The following is a 15986-nucleotide window of genomic DNA, read 5'->3' as shown; positions in this document are numbered from 1 at the left end:
CCGCTCCGCTTTCTCAAGCGAAGGCAACTCAAGAATTCTATTACACGTTTTGGGTGAAGATGTTCACAACGGCCGTTGCGTGCGATTTTGCTTCCGCACTCGTGGGTCCGGGGTCGGCCACGAACACGCTCTTGCGGTAGTAGGCGAGCTCACGGATGGACTCGAGGATGTCGGCGAGGGCGCGGTGGCCGCCGTCCTTGGCGGGTGCGTTGAAGTAAGCCCGCGGGAACCAGCGGTGGGCGAGTTCCTTGATCGAGGACACGTCGACGTTGCGGTAGTGCAACTGCTTGTCCAGGCGCGGCATGTACCGGGTCAGGAACGCCCGGTCGGTGCCGATCGAGTTTCCGGCCAGGGGCGCGCGCTGGTCTTCGGGGACGAAACGCAGGACGTACTCGAGCACCTGGTACTCAGCCTCGGCCACACTCACGCCGTTGGGGATCTCCTCGATCAGGCCGGAGGAGGTGTGCATGTTGCGCACGAAGTCGCCCATGTTCGCCAGGGCGGAGGCGTCGGGCTTGATCACGATGTCGAGGCCGGGGTCGAGAATGTTGAGGTCGAAGTCGGTGACGACCACCGCAATCTCCACCAATTCGTCATTGTTGATGTCGAGCCCGGTCATTTCACAATCGATCCATACCAACCGGTCACTGCTGTTTGTCATGGGGCGAGTCTAGCGGTGGGCCCCGACGCGGCTCCCTGATCGGCTCGCCGCCCGGCGCTCGTAGACTGATGACGATGCTTACAACACTCGCCATCCTGCTTCTGCTCAACGCCGTCTGGAACGTCGTGGTCTGGCCGCGCTTCTACAAGAGGGTCAGTCAGGACGGCAGGGCGCGGGATGAGTCCGGCAAGCCGACGTCGTTCCTGATCGTGCACGCGGTGCTGGTCGGGGTGTCGCTGCTGCTGGCCGCGGTTTCCGCGGTTGTGGCCGTTCTCGCCTTGGTCAACGGTTAGGAGCCGTCATGGAACTCATTTTCTTCTCCTCGGCATTCTGTGAGCCGTGCCTGCAGACCCGCGCCGTTCTGGCCGAGGTCGAACGGCTGGTGCCGGCCGCCACGGTGCGCGAGCTCGATGTGGCGCACGACAATGCCGAGGCCGAGGCCGCCGGAATCCGCAACACCCCCACGATCATCGTGCAGAACGCCGCCGGCGACGAGGTGTTCCGCGCCACGGGCGTTCCGACCCTCGCTCAGGTGCTCGTCGCAACGGCCAAGGCACTCTGAACGCGCCGCCGCGGGGGCAGCGGTCCGGACTGCGGTATCGTTGAAGCGCTATGCGCCCCCGTAGCTCAGGGGATAGAGCAGGAGCCTTCTAATCTCTTTGTCGCAGGTTCGAATCCTGCCGGGGGCACAGCACAACCCCGCCGGTCCTGCCGGCGGGGTTGGTTTTTTCTGGGCGGCGGGACTCAGGCCTTCTGCACCGTGATGGTCCATGCCGCGCTGCCGACCCTGTCGAAGTTCGTCACGGGGTAGCCGGCCTCCGCCGCCCACCGCGGCAGTGCATCCGTCGCCTGGGTGCAGTCGAAGTTGATCACCAGCTCGTCGCCGATCGCCAGCAGGGCGATGTCTTCCTTGGCCTCCACGAGGGGGAACGGGCAGACCTGGCCGTCGGTTTCGAGAACGTGCTGAGCCATGATGGTTGTCTCCTTGCTGATCGGAACGGGGTGCTGCTAGGAAGTGGAGCGATCACCGGACCGTCACGAGCGCACCGATGCAGGTGCGGGCGCGGCGGGCGCGGATGCCTGGCCGGCGGCCGCCAGCCGGGCCTTGGACGGTCCCGTGATGAACAGCCGGGTCGCAGCGCCCACTCCCACGATCATGAACCCGAACGCCACCCAGCCCTGCAGCTGGAAGGTGGCGGTGTTGACCATCGCGTTACCGATGGTGCAGCCGCCGGCCAGGCTGGCGCCGATGCCCATCAGCGCACCGCCGCCGATGCTGCGCACAGTGGTGAGCGCATCGGGAATCCGCACCCGGAATTCGCCGCTGGCCTTCGCGGCGATGAAGGAGCCCAGCAGGATGCCGATGACGAGGTAGACGCCCCAGTCGATCACTTCGGCGTCGCCGGCGACGAGGTAGTTGACGATGTTCGACGAGGGGCCCGTGATGCCCAGGCCCGCCTCGCGGCCGGTTGCCCAGCTGAGCGGCCACGCCACAATGGCGAGGACTCCGATGACCAGGGCGGTGCTGAAGGCGCCCCACTGCTTCTCGAAGAGTAGGTGGGCGATGCCCGTCCTGCGAGCGGGCAGGGTGGCCATCGGTGCGGCCGGACGGCGACGCAGGTGGTGGCGGGCCAGTGCGGCCACGGCCACGGCGAGAACCGCCACGAGGAGCCATGGTGACACGCCGAGGAGGCCGTGCACCGTGGACGCCTCGACGGTGACGCCGCGGGCGGCCGTAACGGCGGGGGCGAGCGCACCGGTCTTGGACACGGCGGAAAACAGAGCGTAGAAGATCAGGGCCAGCCAGCTGCCCACCAGGCCCTCACCGGCGCGGTAGTACGTTCCCGTCGCGCAACCGCCGGCCAGAACGATGGCAAAGCCGAAGATGAAGGCTCCGCCGATGGTGGAGAGCCATGGGAACGGGCTGGAAGAAAGCGAGATGACGCCCAGGGCGTCGAGGGTGAAAACCCCCACGCTCTGCACGGCGATGACGATGAGGAACGCGGTGAGCCATCTCGTGTTGCCCGTGACCCACAGGTCCCGGAACGCCCCCGTGACACAGAACCGCCCCCGCTGCATGACAAATCCGAGGGCTATCCCCACGAGCAATCCGGTGACCAGCATGCAGCTTCCCCATTCGTTTCACCTCCGACGTGATGTCGGAAGCACCTCCGACGCTACGAGTTCGGCCGAGCGGCTCGGTCCAATGAGTCGCCGTGTGACCGGGCGGATGTGCAGGCGTCCTTCAGACATCCGCCCGCCGCGACTTGATAGATTCGTCAGATGCGAGAACAACAGGTGCGAATCATCAAGGAACTGCACGTGACCCCGGTCATCGACCCGGCCGCCGAGATTCGGCGGCGCATCGACTTCCTCAAGGACTACCTGCTTGCCAGCGGGGCGAAGGGGCTGATCCTCGGGATCAGCGGGGGACAGGACTCGTCCTTGGCCGGGCGTCTGTGCCAGCTGGCGATCGAAGAGCTCACCGTCGAGGGGCATGCCCTCCGGTTCGTGCCGGTGCGCCTGCCGTACGCGGTGCAGCGCGACGAGGACGACGCCCAACTCGCCCTGGAGTTCATTAATCCTGACTCGAACCTCACGTTCAACATCCAGCGTGCGGTGGATGGCTTCGAAGCCGAATTCGCCGTCAGCACCGGTACCCCGATGCCGGACTTCGACAAGGGCAACGTCAAGGCGCGCGCCCGGATGATCGCGCAGTACGCTCTCGCCGGCGCCCAGGGCCTGCTCGTGGTCGGCACCGACCATGCGGCGGAGGCGGTCACCGGGTTCTTCACCAAGTTCGGTGACGGCGGCGCGGATCTGCTGCCGCTGACCGGTCTGACCAAGCGCCAGGGCCGGCAGTTGCTGATGGCGCTCGGCGCCCCGGAGCAGCTCTACCTGAAGGCCCCGACCGCTGACCTGCTCGACGACAACCCCGGACAGACCGACGAGGCGAACCTGGGAATGCAATACGAGCACATCGACGACTTCCTCGAGGGCAAGCCCGTAGCGGACCACGTCGCCGAGGCCATTGAGCGGCGCTACCTGCGCACCGAGCACAAGCGCCAGGTGCCGGCATCCCTGTTCGACGACTGGTGGAAGTAGTCCGATCCGGCCCGCCGGTCCGCCGCTCTGTGAGCCGCAGCCTGGCAGCGAAAAACGCCGGTCCGCGTGAGCGGACCGGCGTTTTTCTGGATAGCGGGAACTAGGGGTGCGGCAGCGGCGCTGGACGCACTTCGAGGGCCTGAACGTCGTCCAGGAGGCGCTGGGTCTCCGTAGACGGAGACGCGGCCGGCGACGACACGGCCCCGGGGGGAGCCGCAGCGGGGACATAGCCGAGCGGCTGCGCGGTCGGAGCCTGTGCCGGTGCGGCGGGGGTCGCGAACTGGTCGTGGTGCTGCTGCGCCACCCAGGCATCCTGCTCGGCCAGGAGGCTCTTCTCGGTGGAGGTGTTCTGCGACTTCCAACGCTCGAGGTCGCCCTGGAAGATCTTGCGGGCCCGGGACGGCTTGTTCTGCCAGTCGATGAGGCGGTCGCGGAATTCCACGAGGGCCGGCTCGAGCTGGTAGCCGAAGGTGGCCGAGGTGCGCTTGAGCTCGGCGAGCTGGTGCGCTGCCCAGTCCGCCGCGACGCTCGATCCCTTGATCGGCAGCAGCCGGATCTGGATGTCGGCCATGCCAACGGCACGGTCGTTCATCACCTGCTCCTGCGGGGTGAGCGAGTTCCACACGGATGCCTCGGTCGCGGCATCCACGATCGATCCGATGGCCGCGGCCCGCAGCTCGCGATCGTGCTGGGCGAGCAGGCGCTTGATGGCCCCGCGTGCGATCCAGGCCGCCAGAAGGCTGGCCACGATAATGGCGACGATCAGCACGATTGCGCTGAAAATCATGGGCTGGTTCCTGGTCGCTGTGAGCCAGGTTACGAAATCATTCCACCACTGCATGTGCGGAACGCTACCTCGTGGGCCGGCGCATCCTAGGGAACCGTGGCGGCGTGGCCGATACGCGGTGTCAAACCGAGACTCCGGCGCGGTCAGGCCGTCCGGCCGGCCGACGCGCTGGTCGACCGCTCGAGGGCGTCGCGACTGAGCATTGCGGCACCCGCCACGGCGGAGGGCATGGCCACGATTGCGAAGAACGGCACGAGGAACAGCAGGTAGGACGCCGCTCCGAAGCCCAGCGCGATGCCGCGTCGCGTGCGCAGGGCGCGACGACGTTCGCGCACAGTGAACCCCCGAGCGTCGAAGGCGAATCCGGTGAGCTCGACCGCCAGCAACCAGCCGCCCAACAGGGCGCCGAGCACCGCCACCATGATCGGCCCCACCAACGGAATGAAGCCACAGGCCAACAGGAGCAGGCCCACACCGACGGCGGGGATCAGGAGCCGGAGGCCGTCGCCGATGGCACGGCCCAGGGATCCCCAGAAGCCGCGCTCCGGTGCGGTGGGTGGGTTGCCGAGGTTGGTCTCGACGGCGCGCCAGATGCGTTCGTAGAACGGGTCGCCGACGATCAGGGTCACGGCAGTGAACGTGTAGACCACGAAGAGGGCGGCCACGAGCACGAAGACCAGCGCTGCAGCCACCCGCGTCGTGAGGATGACGGGCTCGGCCCAGCCGTCGGCGAACGGGGTCGCCCACGTGACGATCGAGGTGAGGTTGACGAGCAGAAGCACGATGCCGACGAGGTACACGGCACCGACCGCCACCGCCGGCAGCGCGCCGAGCAGCATCAGCTTCGGGGAGGTGATCCACATGCCGAAACCACGACCCAGGTACCCCACCCCCGCCAGGAGGTCGGGAACCAGCCCCTGCCGGGCCGGAACTGGGGGGACGGGAGTGGGCTGGGGCAACATCGTTTCAGCGTACCGGGGTGGGTACGGCGGAGTCAGCGAAAGCAGTCAGCCGCGTCATCGATGCGCCAGAAGGCACCGAGCTCGATGCGCCTGGTGGGCATCACCAGGCGCCGGGCGAGGTACCGCTCGCCGTCGGCGTGCGTCTCACGCTCGATGTGCCCCAGTACCGCGCCGGACCGGTCGACGACCCGCCACAGCCCGTCGCGCACGGCGACCAGGCTGGGACCGCTCGACCGGGCGGAGTTGCTCGGCCGGGTCGGGCCGGCGGCGTGGGCGATGGTCGTGCGTCGTGCGGTCGCGGGGAGAACAGTCCGGGGTTGGACAGCTCTGGCTGCAGTGCTCATGGTGGCGGTGCTCATGGCGGAAGTGCTCATGGTGGCAGTGCTCATGGTCCCAGTGCTCATGGTGTGCTCCAATGCGAGGGCGGATGCCGTTGGCCTTACCGTAGAACCGGCCACCGACATCCACCCCTCGCCCCTGCCTGGGACCGGCGTGGGTTAGTTCATGCCGGTGCCGTGTACCGCGTACGGCTCGATGGCGGCGATCTCATCGGCGTCCAGCGCCGGCGCCTCGAGCGCCGCCACGGTCTGCTCGAGCTGGCCGATGCTGCTGGCCCCCACGAGCACGCTGGTGACCTGCGGTTGGCGCAGGATCCAGGTGACCGCGAGCTGGGCCAGGGTCTGGCCGCGGTCGGCCGCAATGGCGTTCAGGGCGCGGGCGCGCTCGAGGTAGGTCGCGTTGAGGGAGCTCTCGTTCAGGAACCGGCTCGTGGCCACCCGGGAGTCCGACGGCACCGCACCGTCGAGGTAGCGGTCGGTGAGCAGACCCTGGGCGAGGGGGGAGAACACGATGCTGCCCATGCCGAGGTCGTCGAGCACCGGGAAGAGTCCCTCTTCGATGTGCCGGTCGAACATCGAGTAGCGCGGCTGGTGGATCAGCAGCGGGATCTTGTGCTCGGCCAGGGCGGCGTAGGCCGCTACGGTCTGCTCCGGGCTGTAGTTCGAGATGCCCGCGTAGAGGGCCTTGCCCGACTGCACCGCGGTGGCCAGGGCGCCCATGGTCTCCTCGATAGGGGTCTCGGGATCGGGGCGGTGGGAGTAGAAGATGTCGACGTAGTCCATTCCCAGCCGGCCGAGGCTGGCATCCAGCGACGACAGCAGGTATTTTCGCGAGCCGAAGTCGCCGTAGGGGCCTGCCCACATGTCGTAACCGGCCTTGCTGGAGATGATCATCTCGTCGCGATACCCACGGAAGTCCTCGGCGAAGATGCGCCCGAAGTTGGTTTCGGCGGAACCGGGAGGCGGGCCGTAGTTGTTGGCCAGGTCGAAGTGCGTCACGCCGAGGTCGAATGCCCGGCGCAGGATGCCGCGCTGGGTGTCGATCGGGCGTTCGTGGCCGAAGTTGTGCCACAACCCCAGCGACAGGGCGGGCAGCTTCAGGCCGCTGCGCCCGGTTCGGCGGTAGGGCATCTCGGAATAACGGTTCTCTGCAGCATCGAAGGTCATGGTCTCACTCTAGATCCGCGCTTCCTCCCCAGGCGGCTGCGGCTCGGGTTCTGCACACCCTGGACAGCCGGCCCCAGAGGAGGTGCCGGAACGGGGAGGGTGAATGCAGCGCGGCCCGGGAACACGAACCCGGCACGAGGACTGCTCCCGGGTCGCGTTCGATACCTCCATCAGCCTCGTGCCGCCCAGGAGACTCCCGTGACCGACACCATAGCCCTGACCGGAATCGTGGCCACCACCCCGCGGCACCTCGTCACCAGTTCCGGCCTGGCCATCACCTCATTCCGGCTGGCCTGCCGGCAACGCCGTTACGACAGGGTGAAGAACGCCTGGGTGGACGCCGACACCAATTGGTACACCGTCTCCAGCTTTCGGCAGCTCGCCCACAACGTGGAGCGGTCGGTGCACAAGGGCGAGCCGGTGCTCGTGACCGGGCGCCTGCGCATCCGGGACTGGGAGAACGAGGACCGTACGGGCACCTCGGTGGAGGTGGAGGCCGACGCCGTGGGCCACAACCTGGCCTGGGGAACGACGGCGCTGATGCGAACCACCGCCCCGTCCGCCGCCGAGCAGCGGGATGCCGACCCAGCGGGCGGCGCAACGGGCGGCGCCACGGGCGGCACAGCGGGCGGCACTGCGGGCGAGGCCACGGCCGCGCCGGCCGAACCGGATGCCGCGCCGGCCGAACCTGACACCGGGCAGGGGGAATCGGAAACACGGTCCGCTTAGACTCGACTTCTCGGTCGCAGCGTGCGGCGGTGGGGGGAGGACTACGCGTGGCCTGGATTTTGGACGCACCCGTGCGGCACAGCCGCAGAGCGACGATCTGGGCAACATGTCTTGTCCTCGGCCTGGGCCTGGCCGGATGCTCCGCCGCCCCCGTCGACCGCCCGACGCCGACAGCGACAGCGCCCGCGACCGCAAGCCCAACCCCGACGGAGGTTGCTCCGCCGGCGCTCATGCCTGAGGGCACCGCCGCCGAGAACCTGCCCTACTTCGACTCGGTCATCACCGCGGCGCTCGCCGCCGACCCCAACGTCGCCGGCCGCAGCTACATCGACGCCCTGGTCGCCGCCGGCTTCGACAAGACAACGATGGAGGTCACCGCCGACACCACCACCAAGGGTGAACCGGCGGACTCCATCCAGTTCTCCGTGAACATCGCCGGAGAGTGCCTGATCGGCCAGAACGGTCCCTCCACCGGCGGCTACCACAGCGTCGTCGCCCCCCTGCTCGCAACCGGAACGTGTCTCGTGGGAGCCACGCGCCAAATAGACTGGTAAACACTATGGCTGAATTCATTTACTCGATGGTGCGTGCGCGCAAGGCAATCGGCGACAAACTCATCCTCGACGACGTCACAATGTCGTTCTTCCCCGGAGCCAAGATCGGTGTGGTGGGCCCCAACGGTGCCGGTAAGTCCACGATCCTGAAGATCATGGCCGGGCTCGATACCCCGAGCAACGGTGAGGCCAGGCTTTCGCCGGGCTACTCCGTCGGCATCCTCATGCAGGAGCCGGAGCTCGACGAGACCAAGACCGTGCTGGAGAACGTGCAGGAAGGCGTTGGCCCGATCAAGGCCAAGGTTGACAGGTTCAACGAGATCAGCGCCGCGCTGGCCGAACCCGACGCGGACTTCGACACCCTGCTCGCCGAAATGGGAACCCTGCAGGAAGAGATCGACGCCGCCGACGCCTGGGACCTCGATTCCCAGCTCGAGCAGGCCATGGATGCGCTGCGCACCCCGCCGGGCGACTACCCCGTCGTCGACCTCTCCGGTGGTGAGAAGCGCCGCGTGGCGCTCTGCAAGCTCCTGCTGCAGAAGCCCGATCTGCTCCTCCTGGACGAACCGACTAACCACCTCGACGCCGAAAGCGTGCTGTGGCTCGAGCAGCACCTCGCCAAGTACCCCGGCGCCGTGCTCGCCGTCACCCACGACCGGTACTTCCTCGACCACGTGGCCGAGTGGATCGCCGAGATCGACCGCGGCCACCTGTACCCCTACGAGGGCAACTACTCCACCTACCTGGAGAAGAAGCAGGAGCGCCTGCAGGTGCAGGGCAAGAAGGACGCCAAGCTTTCCAAGCGTCTCGCCGAGGAACTCGAATGGGTGCGCTCCAACGCAAAGGGCCGTCAGGCCAAGTCGAAGGCCCGCCTGGCCCGCTACGAGGAGATGGTGAACGAGGCCGAGCGCGGACGCAAGCTCGACTTCGAAGACATCCAGATCCCCGTCGGCCCCCGCCTGGGCGCCCAGGTCATCGACGCCAAGAAGCTCAAGAAGGGCTTCGGCGACCGGGTGCTGGTCGAAGATCTCTCCTTCACCCTGCCGCGTAACGGCATCGTCGGCGTGATCGGCCCGAACGGTGTCGGTAAGACGACATTGTTCAAGACCATCGTGGGCCTCGAGCCGCTGGATGCCGGTGACCTCAAGATCGGCGAGACCGTCGACATCTCCTACGTCGACCAGAGCCGTGGCGGCATCGACCCGAACAAGTCGCTGTGGGAGGTCGTCTCCGACGGCCAGGACTACATCCAGGTCGGCAAGACCGAGGTGCCGTCTCGCGCCTACGTGTCCACGTTCGGCTTCAAGGGCCCCGACCAGCAGAAGAAGGCCGGTGTGCTCTCCGGTGGTGAGCGCAACCGCCTGAACCTGGCGCTGACGCTCAAGCAGGGCGGCAACCTGTTGCTGCTCGACGAACCGACTAACGACCTCGACGTCGAAACCCTCGGTTCGCTCGAGAACGCGCTGCTCGAGTTCCCCGGCTGCGCCGTGGTCATCACTCACGACCGGTGGTTCCTCGACCGCATCGCCACGCACATCCTCTCGTATGAGGGCACCGCTGAGGCGCCGGGGAACTGGTACTGGTTCGAGGGCAACTTCGAGTCCTACGAGCAGAACAAGATCGAGCGACTAGGCCCGGACGCGGCCAAGCCGCACCGGTCCGCATACCGCAAACTGACGCGCGACTAGGAACCCCATGCGGCTGCACGTTCCCATCCGGCTGCGCTGGTCGGACCTCGACGCCTACGCCCACGTGAACAACGCCGAGATGCTGCGCCTCCTCGAGGAGGCGCGCATCCAGGCGTTCTGGGTCAACGACGAGGCGGCCGGTGCATCGGGTGCGCGGGGAACCGCGGTGCTGGACGGGCGGCCGGGGGCGGCGACGCTGACCCTGATCGCCCGGATGGAGATCGAGTACCTCGCGCCGATCCCGTATCTGCGGGAGCCCATCGACGTGCAGCTGTGGATCGGCAAGCTCGGCGGCGCAAGCCTTGACGTGTGTTACGAGGTATACGGACCGGCCGGGCAGGAGTCCGCGCGGCTGTACGCCCGCGCGACCACCACGATCGTGCTGGTGGACGCGGCGACGGAGCGCCCCCGCAAGATCAACGACGTCGAACGAGCCGCCTGGACCCCATACCTGGAGCCCGCGGTCCCCTTCACCCGCAAGTAGCCCCGTTCACGAGCGTGAACGGGTCAGCCGGCGAGGACCTTGTCGCCGTCGAGGGTGACCGTGACCGCCGGGAGGGGCTCGGTGGCTGGTCCCTGGAGGACCGCGCCGGTGGCGGTGTCGAAGAGAGACATGTGGCAGGGGCAGTTCAGGCCCTTCTTCTCCGGAACCACGATGCAGCCCTGATGGGTGCAGATGGCGCTGAACGCCACGACCTCGCCGGCGGTGGGCTGCGACACGATGATCTGCGCACCGTCGAACATGACAGCGATGGCGCCGCCCACGGGGATGTCGGAGAGTACCGCGACCTCGGCGGGTGAGGCCGTGCCGGCGTCGGTATCCGTGTTCGGGTCGCCGGGTGCGCAGGCGGCCAGGGCCAGGGCGGTACCGGCGCCTCCGGCGACGAGCAGGGTGCGGCGGGTGAGGTCAGCGTCGTGGGTCATGATGCTCCTACTGGCTCGGACAGGTTGGGCTGCAGCCTAGTCACGGGGCTTGGGAACCCGCACCATGCCCTCCTGGGCCACCGTGGCCAGCAGCAGGCCTTCGCGGCTGTAGATGCTGGCGGTGGACAGTCCCCGGCCGCCCTGGGCGGAGGGGGAGTCCTGCACGTACAGCATCCACTCGTCGACCCGGCCGAAGCGGTGCCACCACATGGCGTGGTCGAGGCTGGCGACCTTGAGGCCCGGGGTGGCCCAGGGCAGGCCGTGCCGGCGCATAACGGGTTCCATGATCGAATAGTCGCTGACGTAGGCGAGTGCGGCGCGGTGCAGGTCGGGGTCGTCGGGGATGGGCTCGAAGGTCTTCATCCAGATCATCTGCTTGCTGGTGTGCTCGCCGTCCACGGTGAGGTAGATCGACGAGGGCACGTGGCGCATGTCGAACGGGCGGTCGTTGGCCCAGGCCCGCGCGAAGTCGTGGTCGATGTGACCGAGGGTGTCTGCCGTGGTCGGCAGGGATTCGGGGTCGGGCAGGTCGGTCGGCATCTCGATGTGATGCTCGAGACCCTCGTCGGTGTCCTGGAACGACGCGATCATCGACAGGATCGGCACGCCGTTCTGGTACGCCTGGGTGCGTCGAGTGGAGAACGAACGGCCGTCGTGGATGCGGTCGACCGAGAAGGTGATCGGGTGGTTGACGTCGCCGGGGCGCAGGAAGTAACCGTGCATGGAGTGCACGTTTCGTTCGTCGGGCACTGTGCGCATGGCGGCGACGAGGGACTGCGCGAGCACCTGGCCGCCGAAGACGCGACCTTGTGGCATCCACTGCGAGGGGCCGGTGAAGATGTCCTCACTGGTGCGGGCACCGGTGTCGGTCAGGTCGAGAGCGGCCAGAAGACCCTCCAGCGGTGCGTGCATGCTGCCTCCTTGTTCGAGCTCGGGTCCCCGGGACACCGACGTACCTTGGTAGTTTAGACAGCAGATGAGCCAGTCATTTTCCCTCTCAGATTCCCTGTCCCTCGGCGACCTCCGGGTCTACCTTTCGCGCGCCAGCCGGGTGGAGGACGGATCGGTGCGGCTCGTCTCCGCGGCGGGCGTGCTCGCCGTGTACACGGCGATCCTGTACCCGCGTGGTCTGCTGGACTCGAGCCCCACGGTGTTGGGCCTGCGCACCTTCGCGCTCACCGAACCTGTTGACCTCGACGTCGTCGTTCCGGTGCGGTCGCTGTTGGATCGGCTGCTGCGCCTCGAGGCCGCCGTCACCGACGCGGATGCTCCGGTCACCGTCACCGTGCCGCTGCAGGTATCCTCGGTCACCTGGGCGGGCATCACGCCGCCGAAGGGAGGCTGGACATCCCATGGCAGCGCCTCACCGGCTGTGCTGGAGGGCGCCGCCCGCGAGGGCATCGCCGAAGTCGCGTCCGTCATCCCGACCGGCACCGGTGAGCAGATCGTCCAACGGGTACGGTCCGAGGTCTGGGGCCGCCCGATCGAGGCCCTGGACTTTGTACCCGCCGGTGCCGGGTTCGCCGCGGTGAGCCTGGGCTTCCTCGCGGCGGATGAGCCGGTGCAGCTCTTCGAGACCGGCCCCTGGACGCGTCTGAGCACAGCCCGCGGCCACATTCTGGTACGCCGCAAGCCCTGGTCCTTGCGCGCCTGACGCTCCACCCGGGTGCGGGACGGGTTAGAGCGCGGCGGCGACGGCTCGACCGGCGGTGCGGCCGGAGAACAGGCAGCCGCCGAGGAAGGTGCCCTCCAGCGAGCGGTAGCCGTGCACGCCGCCGCCGCCGAAGCCGGCGGCCTCGCCTGCCGCGTAGAGTCCGGGGACCGGTTGCCCGTCGGCTCGGAGAGCCCGGGCGGAGAGGTCGGTTTCGATGCCGCCCAGGCTCTTCCTTGTGAGCAGGTGCAGCTTCACCGCGATCAGCGGCCCGTTGGCGCGGTCGAGCAGCTTGTGCGGGCTCGCCACCCGAATGAGCCTGTCGCCGCGATAGTGCCTGGCCTGGCGAATCGCGTTGATCTGGGCATCCTTGCTGAAGTCGTTGTCGAGCTCCCTGTCGCGGGCCAGAATCTCCCGTTCCACCTGCGCGGCATTGATGCGCACCTCGGGGGAATGCTGCTGCATGCCCTTGATCAGCTGGTGCAGGGTATCGGCCACCACGAAGTCCTCACCCTTGCTCTTGAACGCTTCCACCGGGCCGGGCGCGCCCGATCCGAGCCGCTGGGCGAGCAGGCGCAGGTCCTTGCCGGTGAGGTCGGGGTTCTGTTCGCTGCCCGAGAGGGCGAACTCTTTCTCGATGATCTTCTGGGTCAGCACAAACCAACTGTGCTCGTGGCCGGTCTTGAGCAGGTATTCCATCGTGCCGAGGGTGTCGAAACCGGGAAACAGCGGGGCCGGCAGGCGTTTTCCGGTGGCGTCCAGCCACAGGGATGACGGGCCGGGCAGAATGCGGATGCCGTGGGCCGGCCAGACCGGGTCGTGGTTGACGATGCCCTCGGTGTAGTGCCACATACGGTCGCCGTTGATCAGTCGGGCGCCGGCCTTCTCGGTGATCCCGAGCATCCGGCCGTCGACATGGGCGGGCACACCGGAGAGCAGCTTCGCGGGTGCCGGTCCCAGCCGGGCCGGCCACTGGGCGCGCACCAGGTCGTGGTTGCCGCCGATCCCACCGCTGGTGACGATCACCGCGGACGCCCGCAGCTCGAACTCGCCGACGATCTCCCGGCTGCTGGCCTGACCGCGCGCCGCAGCGCTCGGGATGAGCAGGCTGCCCCGCACTCCCGCCACGGCGCCTCCCTCGACGATCAACTCGTCGACGCGATGCCGGTGCAGGGTGGTGACCAGGCCGGCGCGCACCCCTTCACGGACCCTGGTGATGAACGGCTCCAGGATCGCGGGCCCGGTTCCCCAGACGATGTGGAAGCGTGGTACCGAGTTGCCGTGTTCCAGGGCGGTGTAACCGCCACGTTCGGCCCAGCCGACGACCGGGAAGAACGTCACGCCGCGTTCCTTGAGCCAGGCCCGCTTCTCGCCGGCGGCGAAGTTGAGGTACGCCTCGGCCCACCGGGTCGGCCAGTAGTCCTCACCGCGATCGAACCCGGCGCTGGCGAACCAGTCCTGCCGGGCCAGAGCCAGGGAGTCCGTGACTCCCATTCGGCGTTGTTCGGGGGAGTCGACCAGGAACAGCCCGCCGAACGACCACCAGGCCTGACCGCCGAGCGAGGCGGCGTTCTCCTGGTCGACGAGCAGCACCCGTTTCCCCGCCTCCACGAGTTCGGCCGTGGCCACCAGGCCGGCCAGGCCAGCCCCCACCACGATCACGTCGGCGGAGGTGTTCGGATGCGTGGGCAGGCCGGGGCGGGCTGGGCTCATGGTGACTCCATTGTCAGTGAGGGTGCTGCGGGGCGGATGGTGCGGTTCGAGTGTTACGCGTCGAAGGTGTTGACCATAGCGTGTGCGGCTCGCTCGAGGTAGTCCCACAGGGTGGCGCGTTGCAGCGGGGGCAGGTCGCAGGAGTCGACGGCGTTCCGCATGTGCAGCAACCAGCGGTCCCGGGAATCCGGGTTCACCTTGAAAGGCTGGTGACGCTGGCGGAGCCGCGGGTGTCCGCGTTGCTCGCTGTAGGTGCCCGGCCCGCCCCAGTACTGCTCGAGGAAACCGGTCAGCCGCTCCGCAGCGGGGCCAAGGTCCTCCTCAGGGTACATCGGTTTGAGGACCGGGTCGCCGGCGACGCCCCGGTAGAACTCGGCGACGAGCTTCTCGAAGAACGGCCGGCCGCCGACCTCCTGGTAGAACGACGGGCTCACGGCGGCGGCGTTCTCGCTCGACCGAAGGTGTACTCCGAGCGGGATGTTGTCACTTGTCATCGGGCTTCTCCTGTTCGGTGGCCGCTGCGCCGCCTGGCGTGCCGGTCGATCCGGAATCGGGCTGCTGGTCCGTCGCGGGCTTCTTCGGCCGGCGCGGGGCACGAACCCGGCGGGCGGGCACGGGCTGTTCGAAGGGCGCCGTGTCGGTGCTCGGGAGCGCGGCGGCGGCCTGGGCCGCTGCATCCACCGGGGCGCCGTCTGCCGCGCCGTCACCGTTGTTGCTTCCGGCGGACACCGATCCGTCGGCCGCGGCCATCACCACGCTGTTGAGCGGGGTGAGTCCTGAGCCCATCCCGTCGAGGGCTTTCTTGAGATGGAGCCGCAGGTCACGGGCGAAGTCCCAGCGGGCGCCCACCCGGGTGCGCACGACCAGGCGCACAACGAGGGCCTCCGCCGAGATGGATTCGAGGCCCCAGATCTCGGGCTTGCCGAGCATCGCCCCGCGCCACTTGCGGCTGGACGCCAAGGCTCGGGCGACCTTGAGCAGTTCGGCCTGCACGGCCTCGACATCCGACGAGTAGGGGATGGCAAGGTCGACGATGACGCGGGCCCAGCCCTGGGACATGTTTCCGGTGCGCAGGATCTCGCCGTTCCGGACGAACCAGAGGGTGCCCTCGATGTCGCGCACCTGGGTGATGCGGATGCCGACGGACTCGACGACTCCGGTGGCCAGGCCGAGGTCCACCACGTCGCCCACGCCGAGCTGGTCTTCCATCACCATGAAGAGACCGTTGAGCACGTCCTTCACGATGTTCTGGGCGCCGAAACCCAGGCCGGCGCCGAGAGCGGCGGTGAGCAGGGCGAATGACCCGAGGATGTTCTCGTTGATCGTCGTGACGATCAGCAGGGTGGTCACGATGACGACCAGGACGTTGACGATATTGGTCAATACCGACCCGAGTGTGCGGGTGCGCTGCACGACACGCACGGCGGTGACCGGTGACACGTCCAGCGACTGGGTGTCGTCGACGTTCTGGCCCTTCTTCACCCCGGACACGATCTGCGTGACGACCCGCCTGATCACGAAGAGCAACACCCAGCGGGCGACCAGCGCGAAGATGATGATGACGACGACCTGCACGATGGTCAGGTTCCAGATGTAGTCGGCCGTAGCCCAAAAAGTGTCCCAGTTCATAGATCGACCAGTCTACCGAGCGCCGACTCGGCGCTTCCTGAAGGTGCCATACGACAACGGCGCCGCCACGATGAAAAT

Annotated in this window: 20 protein-coding genes and 1 tRNA gene; 9 read left to right on the top strand and 12 right to left on the bottom strand. The window is 67.8% G+C overall.

Translation table 11 applies throughout. The features are described from left to right. Positions 1-40: 40 nt before the first annotated feature. Positions 41-661, bottom strand: a complete 621-nt coding sequence (gene orn, locus E3T19_RS10445) for an oligoribonuclease (RefSeq protein WP_088456424.1) — start codon at positions 659-661, stop codon at positions 41-43. Between the two features lie 74 nt (positions 662-735). Between orn and E3T19_RS10440 the strand changes: the two genes are divergently transcribed. The 3 genes from E3T19_RS10440 to E3T19_RS10430 all read left to right on the top strand — a co-directional run bounded on the left by E3T19_RS10440 (position 736) and on the right by E3T19_RS10430 (position 1350). Beyond that, positions 736-954, top strand: a complete 219-nt coding sequence (locus E3T19_RS10440) for an SCO4848 family membrane protein (RefSeq protein WP_088456423.1) — start codon at positions 736-738, stop codon at positions 952-954. Positions 955-962: 8 nt separating this feature from the next. After that, positions 963-1223 (top strand): thioredoxin domain-containing protein, encoded by a 261-nt coding sequence (locus E3T19_RS10435; RefSeq protein WP_088456422.1) that lies wholly within the window; start codon positions 963-965, stop codon positions 1221-1223. Positions 1224-1277: 54 nt separating this feature from the next. Further along, a tRNA-Arg gene (locus E3T19_RS10430) sits at positions 1278-1350 on the top strand. 55 nt (positions 1351-1405) lie between these two features. On the opposite strand, the gene E3T19_RS10425 is transcribed toward E3T19_RS10430, so the two are convergent. Continuing rightward, positions 1406-1633 (bottom strand): sulfurtransferase TusA family protein, encoded by a 228-nt coding sequence (locus tag E3T19_RS10425; protein ID WP_134408756.1) that lies wholly within the window; start codon positions 1631-1633, stop codon positions 1406-1408. A 63-nt stretch (positions 1634-1696) separates the two neighbouring features. Then, positions 1697-2785: a YeeE/YedE family protein gene (locus E3T19_RS10420; protein WP_103479573.1), complete on the bottom strand. Its 1089-nt coding sequence runs from the start codon at positions 2783-2785 to the stop codon at positions 1697-1699. Between the two features lie 159 nt (positions 2786-2944). Between E3T19_RS10420 and nadE the strand changes: the two genes are divergently transcribed. Continuing rightward, positions 2945-3766, top strand: a complete 822-nt coding sequence (gene nadE / locus E3T19_RS10415) for an ammonia-dependent NAD(+) synthetase (protein WP_088456419.1) — start codon at positions 2945-2947, stop codon at positions 3764-3766. 100 nt (positions 3767-3866) lie between these two features. On the opposite strand, the gene E3T19_RS10410 is transcribed toward nadE, so the two are convergent. The 4 genes from E3T19_RS10410 to E3T19_RS10395 form a co-directional block, all read right to left on the bottom strand. Continuing rightward, complete coding sequence (locus E3T19_RS10410; protein ID WP_241980145.1) at positions 3867-4553, bottom strand: hypothetical protein; 687 nt, start codon at positions 4551-4553, stop codon at positions 3867-3869. Positions 4554-4696: 143 nt separating this feature from the next. Continuing rightward, positions 4697-5515, bottom strand: a complete 819-nt coding sequence (locus E3T19_RS10405; RefSeq protein ID WP_088456418.1) for an EI24 domain-containing protein — start codon at positions 5513-5515, stop codon at positions 4697-4699. A gap of 32 nt (positions 5516-5547) precedes the next feature. Next, positions 5548-5919, bottom strand: a complete 372-nt coding sequence (locus E3T19_RS10400; protein WP_134408755.1) for a hypothetical protein — start codon at positions 5917-5919, stop codon at positions 5548-5550. 93 nt (positions 5920-6012) lie between these two features. Further along, entirely contained in the window at positions 6013-7020 is a 1008-nt protein-coding gene (locus tag E3T19_RS10395) for an aldo/keto reductase (RefSeq protein WP_088456416.1), read from the bottom strand. A 198-nt stretch (positions 7021-7218) separates the two neighbouring features. On the opposite strand from E3T19_RS10395, the gene E3T19_RS10390 reads away from it, so the two are divergent. The 4 genes from E3T19_RS10390 (at position 7219) to E3T19_RS10375 (ending at position 10475) form a co-directional block, all read left to right on the top strand. Beyond that, on the top strand, positions 7219-7749 hold the full coding sequence (locus tag E3T19_RS10390) for a single-stranded DNA-binding protein (RefSeq protein ID WP_134408754.1): 531 nt from the start codon (positions 7219-7221) through the stop codon (positions 7747-7749). 230 nt (positions 7750-7979) lie between these two features. Next, positions 7980-8303: a hypothetical protein gene (locus E3T19_RS10385; RefSeq protein WP_370291363.1), complete on the top strand. Its 324-nt coding sequence runs from the start codon at positions 7980-7982 to the stop codon at positions 8301-8303. 5 nt (positions 8304-8308) lie between these two features. Next, entirely contained in the window at positions 8309-9991 is a 1683-nt protein-coding gene (gene ettA / locus E3T19_RS10380) for an energy-dependent translational throttle protein EttA (protein ID WP_088456413.1), read from the top strand. Positions 9992-9998: 7 nt separating this feature from the next. Continuing rightward, positions 9999-10475, top strand: a complete 477-nt coding sequence (locus E3T19_RS10375) for a thioesterase family protein (protein WP_088456412.1) — start codon at positions 9999-10001, stop codon at positions 10473-10475. 23 nt (positions 10476-10498) lie between these two features. Here the strand turns inward: E3T19_RS10375 and E3T19_RS10370 are convergent, their stop codons facing one another. Both E3T19_RS10370 and E3T19_RS10365 read right to left on the bottom strand, forming a co-directional pair. Continuing rightward, a complete protein-coding gene (locus tag E3T19_RS10370) occupies positions 10499-10915 on the bottom strand; it encodes a ubiquinol-cytochrome c reductase iron-sulfur subunit (protein ID WP_134408753.1) in 417 nt (138 codons plus the stop codon). Positions 10916-10951: 36 nt separating this feature from the next. Continuing rightward, positions 10952-11827 carry an acyl-CoA thioesterase II gene (locus E3T19_RS10365; protein ID WP_174776234.1) on the bottom strand — a complete coding sequence of 292 codons (876 nt, stop codon included), beginning with the start codon at positions 11825-11827 and terminating at the stop codon, positions 10952-10954. 64 nt (positions 11828-11891) lie between these two features. Here E3T19_RS10365 and E3T19_RS10360 point away from each other — a divergent pair, with 64 nt between their 5' ends. Beyond that, positions 11892-12569: a hypothetical protein gene (locus E3T19_RS10360; protein ID WP_088456410.1), complete on the top strand. Its 678-nt coding sequence runs from the start codon at positions 11892-11894 to the stop codon at positions 12567-12569. A gap of 24 nt (positions 12570-12593) precedes the next feature. On the opposite strand, the gene E3T19_RS10355 is transcribed toward E3T19_RS10360, so the two are convergent. Genes E3T19_RS10355 through E3T19_RS10345 form a run of 3 tightly spaced genes read right to left on the bottom strand, consistent with a single transcriptional unit; the run spans position 12594 to position 15908 of the window. Beyond that, positions 12594-14279: an FAD-binding dehydrogenase gene (locus tag E3T19_RS10355; protein ID WP_134408752.1), complete on the bottom strand. Its 1686-nt coding sequence runs from the start codon at positions 14277-14279 to the stop codon at positions 12594-12596. 53 nt (positions 14280-14332) lie between these two features. Further along, complete coding sequence (locus tag E3T19_RS10350; protein WP_088456408.1) at positions 14333-14773, bottom strand: globin; 441 nt, start codon at positions 14771-14773, stop codon at positions 14333-14335. After that, complete coding sequence (locus E3T19_RS10345) at positions 14763-15908, bottom strand: mechanosensitive ion channel family protein (RefSeq protein ID WP_134408751.1); 1146 nt, start codon at positions 15906-15908, stop codon at positions 14763-14765. Before E3T19_RS10345 ends, E3T19_RS10350 begins: the two co-directional genes overlap by 11 nt. Positions 15909-15986 lie beyond the last annotated feature (78 nt).

This window comes from Cryobacterium sp. TMT4-31 (assembly GCF_004403385.1).
GTDB classification, from domain to species: Bacteria; Actinomycetota; Actinomycetes; order Actinomycetales; family Microbacteriaceae; genus Cryobacterium; species Cryobacterium zongtaii.
This window is presented reverse-complemented; position numbering and strand designations above follow the sequence as displayed.

Excerpts from the sequence above, each read along its gene's own strand:
- E3T19_RS10375 (WP_088456412.1), top strand. The coding sequence starts at position 9,999 with ATGCGGCTGCACGTTCCCATCCGGCTGCGCTGGTCGGACCTCGACGCC.
- ettA (WP_088456413.1), top strand. The coding sequence starts at position 8,309 with ATGGCTGAATTCATTTACTCGATGGTGCGTGCGCGCAAGGCAATCGGC.
- E3T19_RS10365 (WP_174776234.1), bottom strand. The coding sequence starts at position 11,827 with ATGCACGCACCGCTGGAGGGTCTTCTGGCCGCTCTCGACCTGACCGAC.
- orn (WP_088456424.1), bottom strand. The coding sequence starts at position 661 with ATGACAAACAGCAGTGACCGGTTGGTATGGATCGATTGTGAAATGACC.
- E3T19_RS10425 (WP_134408756.1), bottom strand. The coding sequence starts at position 1,633 with ATGGCTCAGCACGTTCTCGAAACCGACGGCCAGGTCTGCCCGTTCCCC.
- nadE (WP_088456419.1), top strand. The coding sequence starts at position 2,945 with ATGCGAGAACAACAGGTGCGAATCATCAAGGAACTGCACGTGACCCCG.
- E3T19_RS10420 (WP_103479573.1), bottom strand. The coding sequence starts at position 2,785 with ATGCTGGTCACCGGATTGCTCGTGGGGATAGCCCTCGGATTTGTCATG.
- E3T19_RS10385 (WP_370291363.1), top strand. The coding sequence starts at position 7,980 with ATGCCTGAGGGCACCGCCGCCGAGAACCTGCCCTACTTCGACTCGGTC.
- E3T19_RS10355 (WP_134408752.1), bottom strand. The coding sequence starts at position 14,279 with ATGAGCCCAGCCCGCCCCGGCCTGCCCACGCATCCGAACACCTCCGCC.
- E3T19_RS10440 (WP_088456423.1), top strand. The coding sequence starts at position 736 with ATGCTTACAACACTCGCCATCCTGCTTCTGCTCAACGCCGTCTGGAAC.
- E3T19_RS10410 (WP_241980145.1), bottom strand. The coding sequence starts at position 4,553 with ATGATTTTCAGCGCAATCGTGCTGATCGTCGCCATTATCGTGGCCAGC.
- E3T19_RS10395 (WP_088456416.1), bottom strand. The coding sequence starts at position 7,020 with ATGACCTTCGATGCTGCAGAGAACCGTTATTCCGAGATGCCCTACCGC.
- E3T19_RS10435 (WP_088456422.1), top strand. The coding sequence starts at position 963 with ATGGAACTCATTTTCTTCTCCTCGGCATTCTGTGAGCCGTGCCTGCAG.
- E3T19_RS10360 (WP_088456410.1), top strand. The coding sequence starts at position 11,892 with ATGAGCCAGTCATTTTCCCTCTCAGATTCCCTGTCCCTCGGCGACCTC.
- E3T19_RS10350 (WP_088456408.1), bottom strand. The coding sequence starts at position 14,773 with ATGACAAGTGACAACATCCCGCTCGGAGTACACCTTCGGTCGAGCGAG.
- E3T19_RS10405 (WP_088456418.1), bottom strand. The coding sequence starts at position 5,515 with ATGTTGCCCCAGCCCACTCCCGTCCCCCCAGTTCCGGCCCGGCAGGGG.
- E3T19_RS10370 (WP_134408753.1), bottom strand. The coding sequence starts at position 10,915 with ATGACCCACGACGCTGACCTCACCCGCCGCACCCTGCTCGTCGCCGGA.
- E3T19_RS10345 (WP_134408751.1), bottom strand. The coding sequence starts at position 15,908 with ATGAACTGGGACACTTTTTGGGCTACGGCCGACTACATCTGGAACCTG.
- E3T19_RS10400 (WP_134408755.1), bottom strand. The coding sequence starts at position 5,919 with ATGAGCACTGGGACCATGAGCACTGCCACCATGAGCACTTCCGCCATG.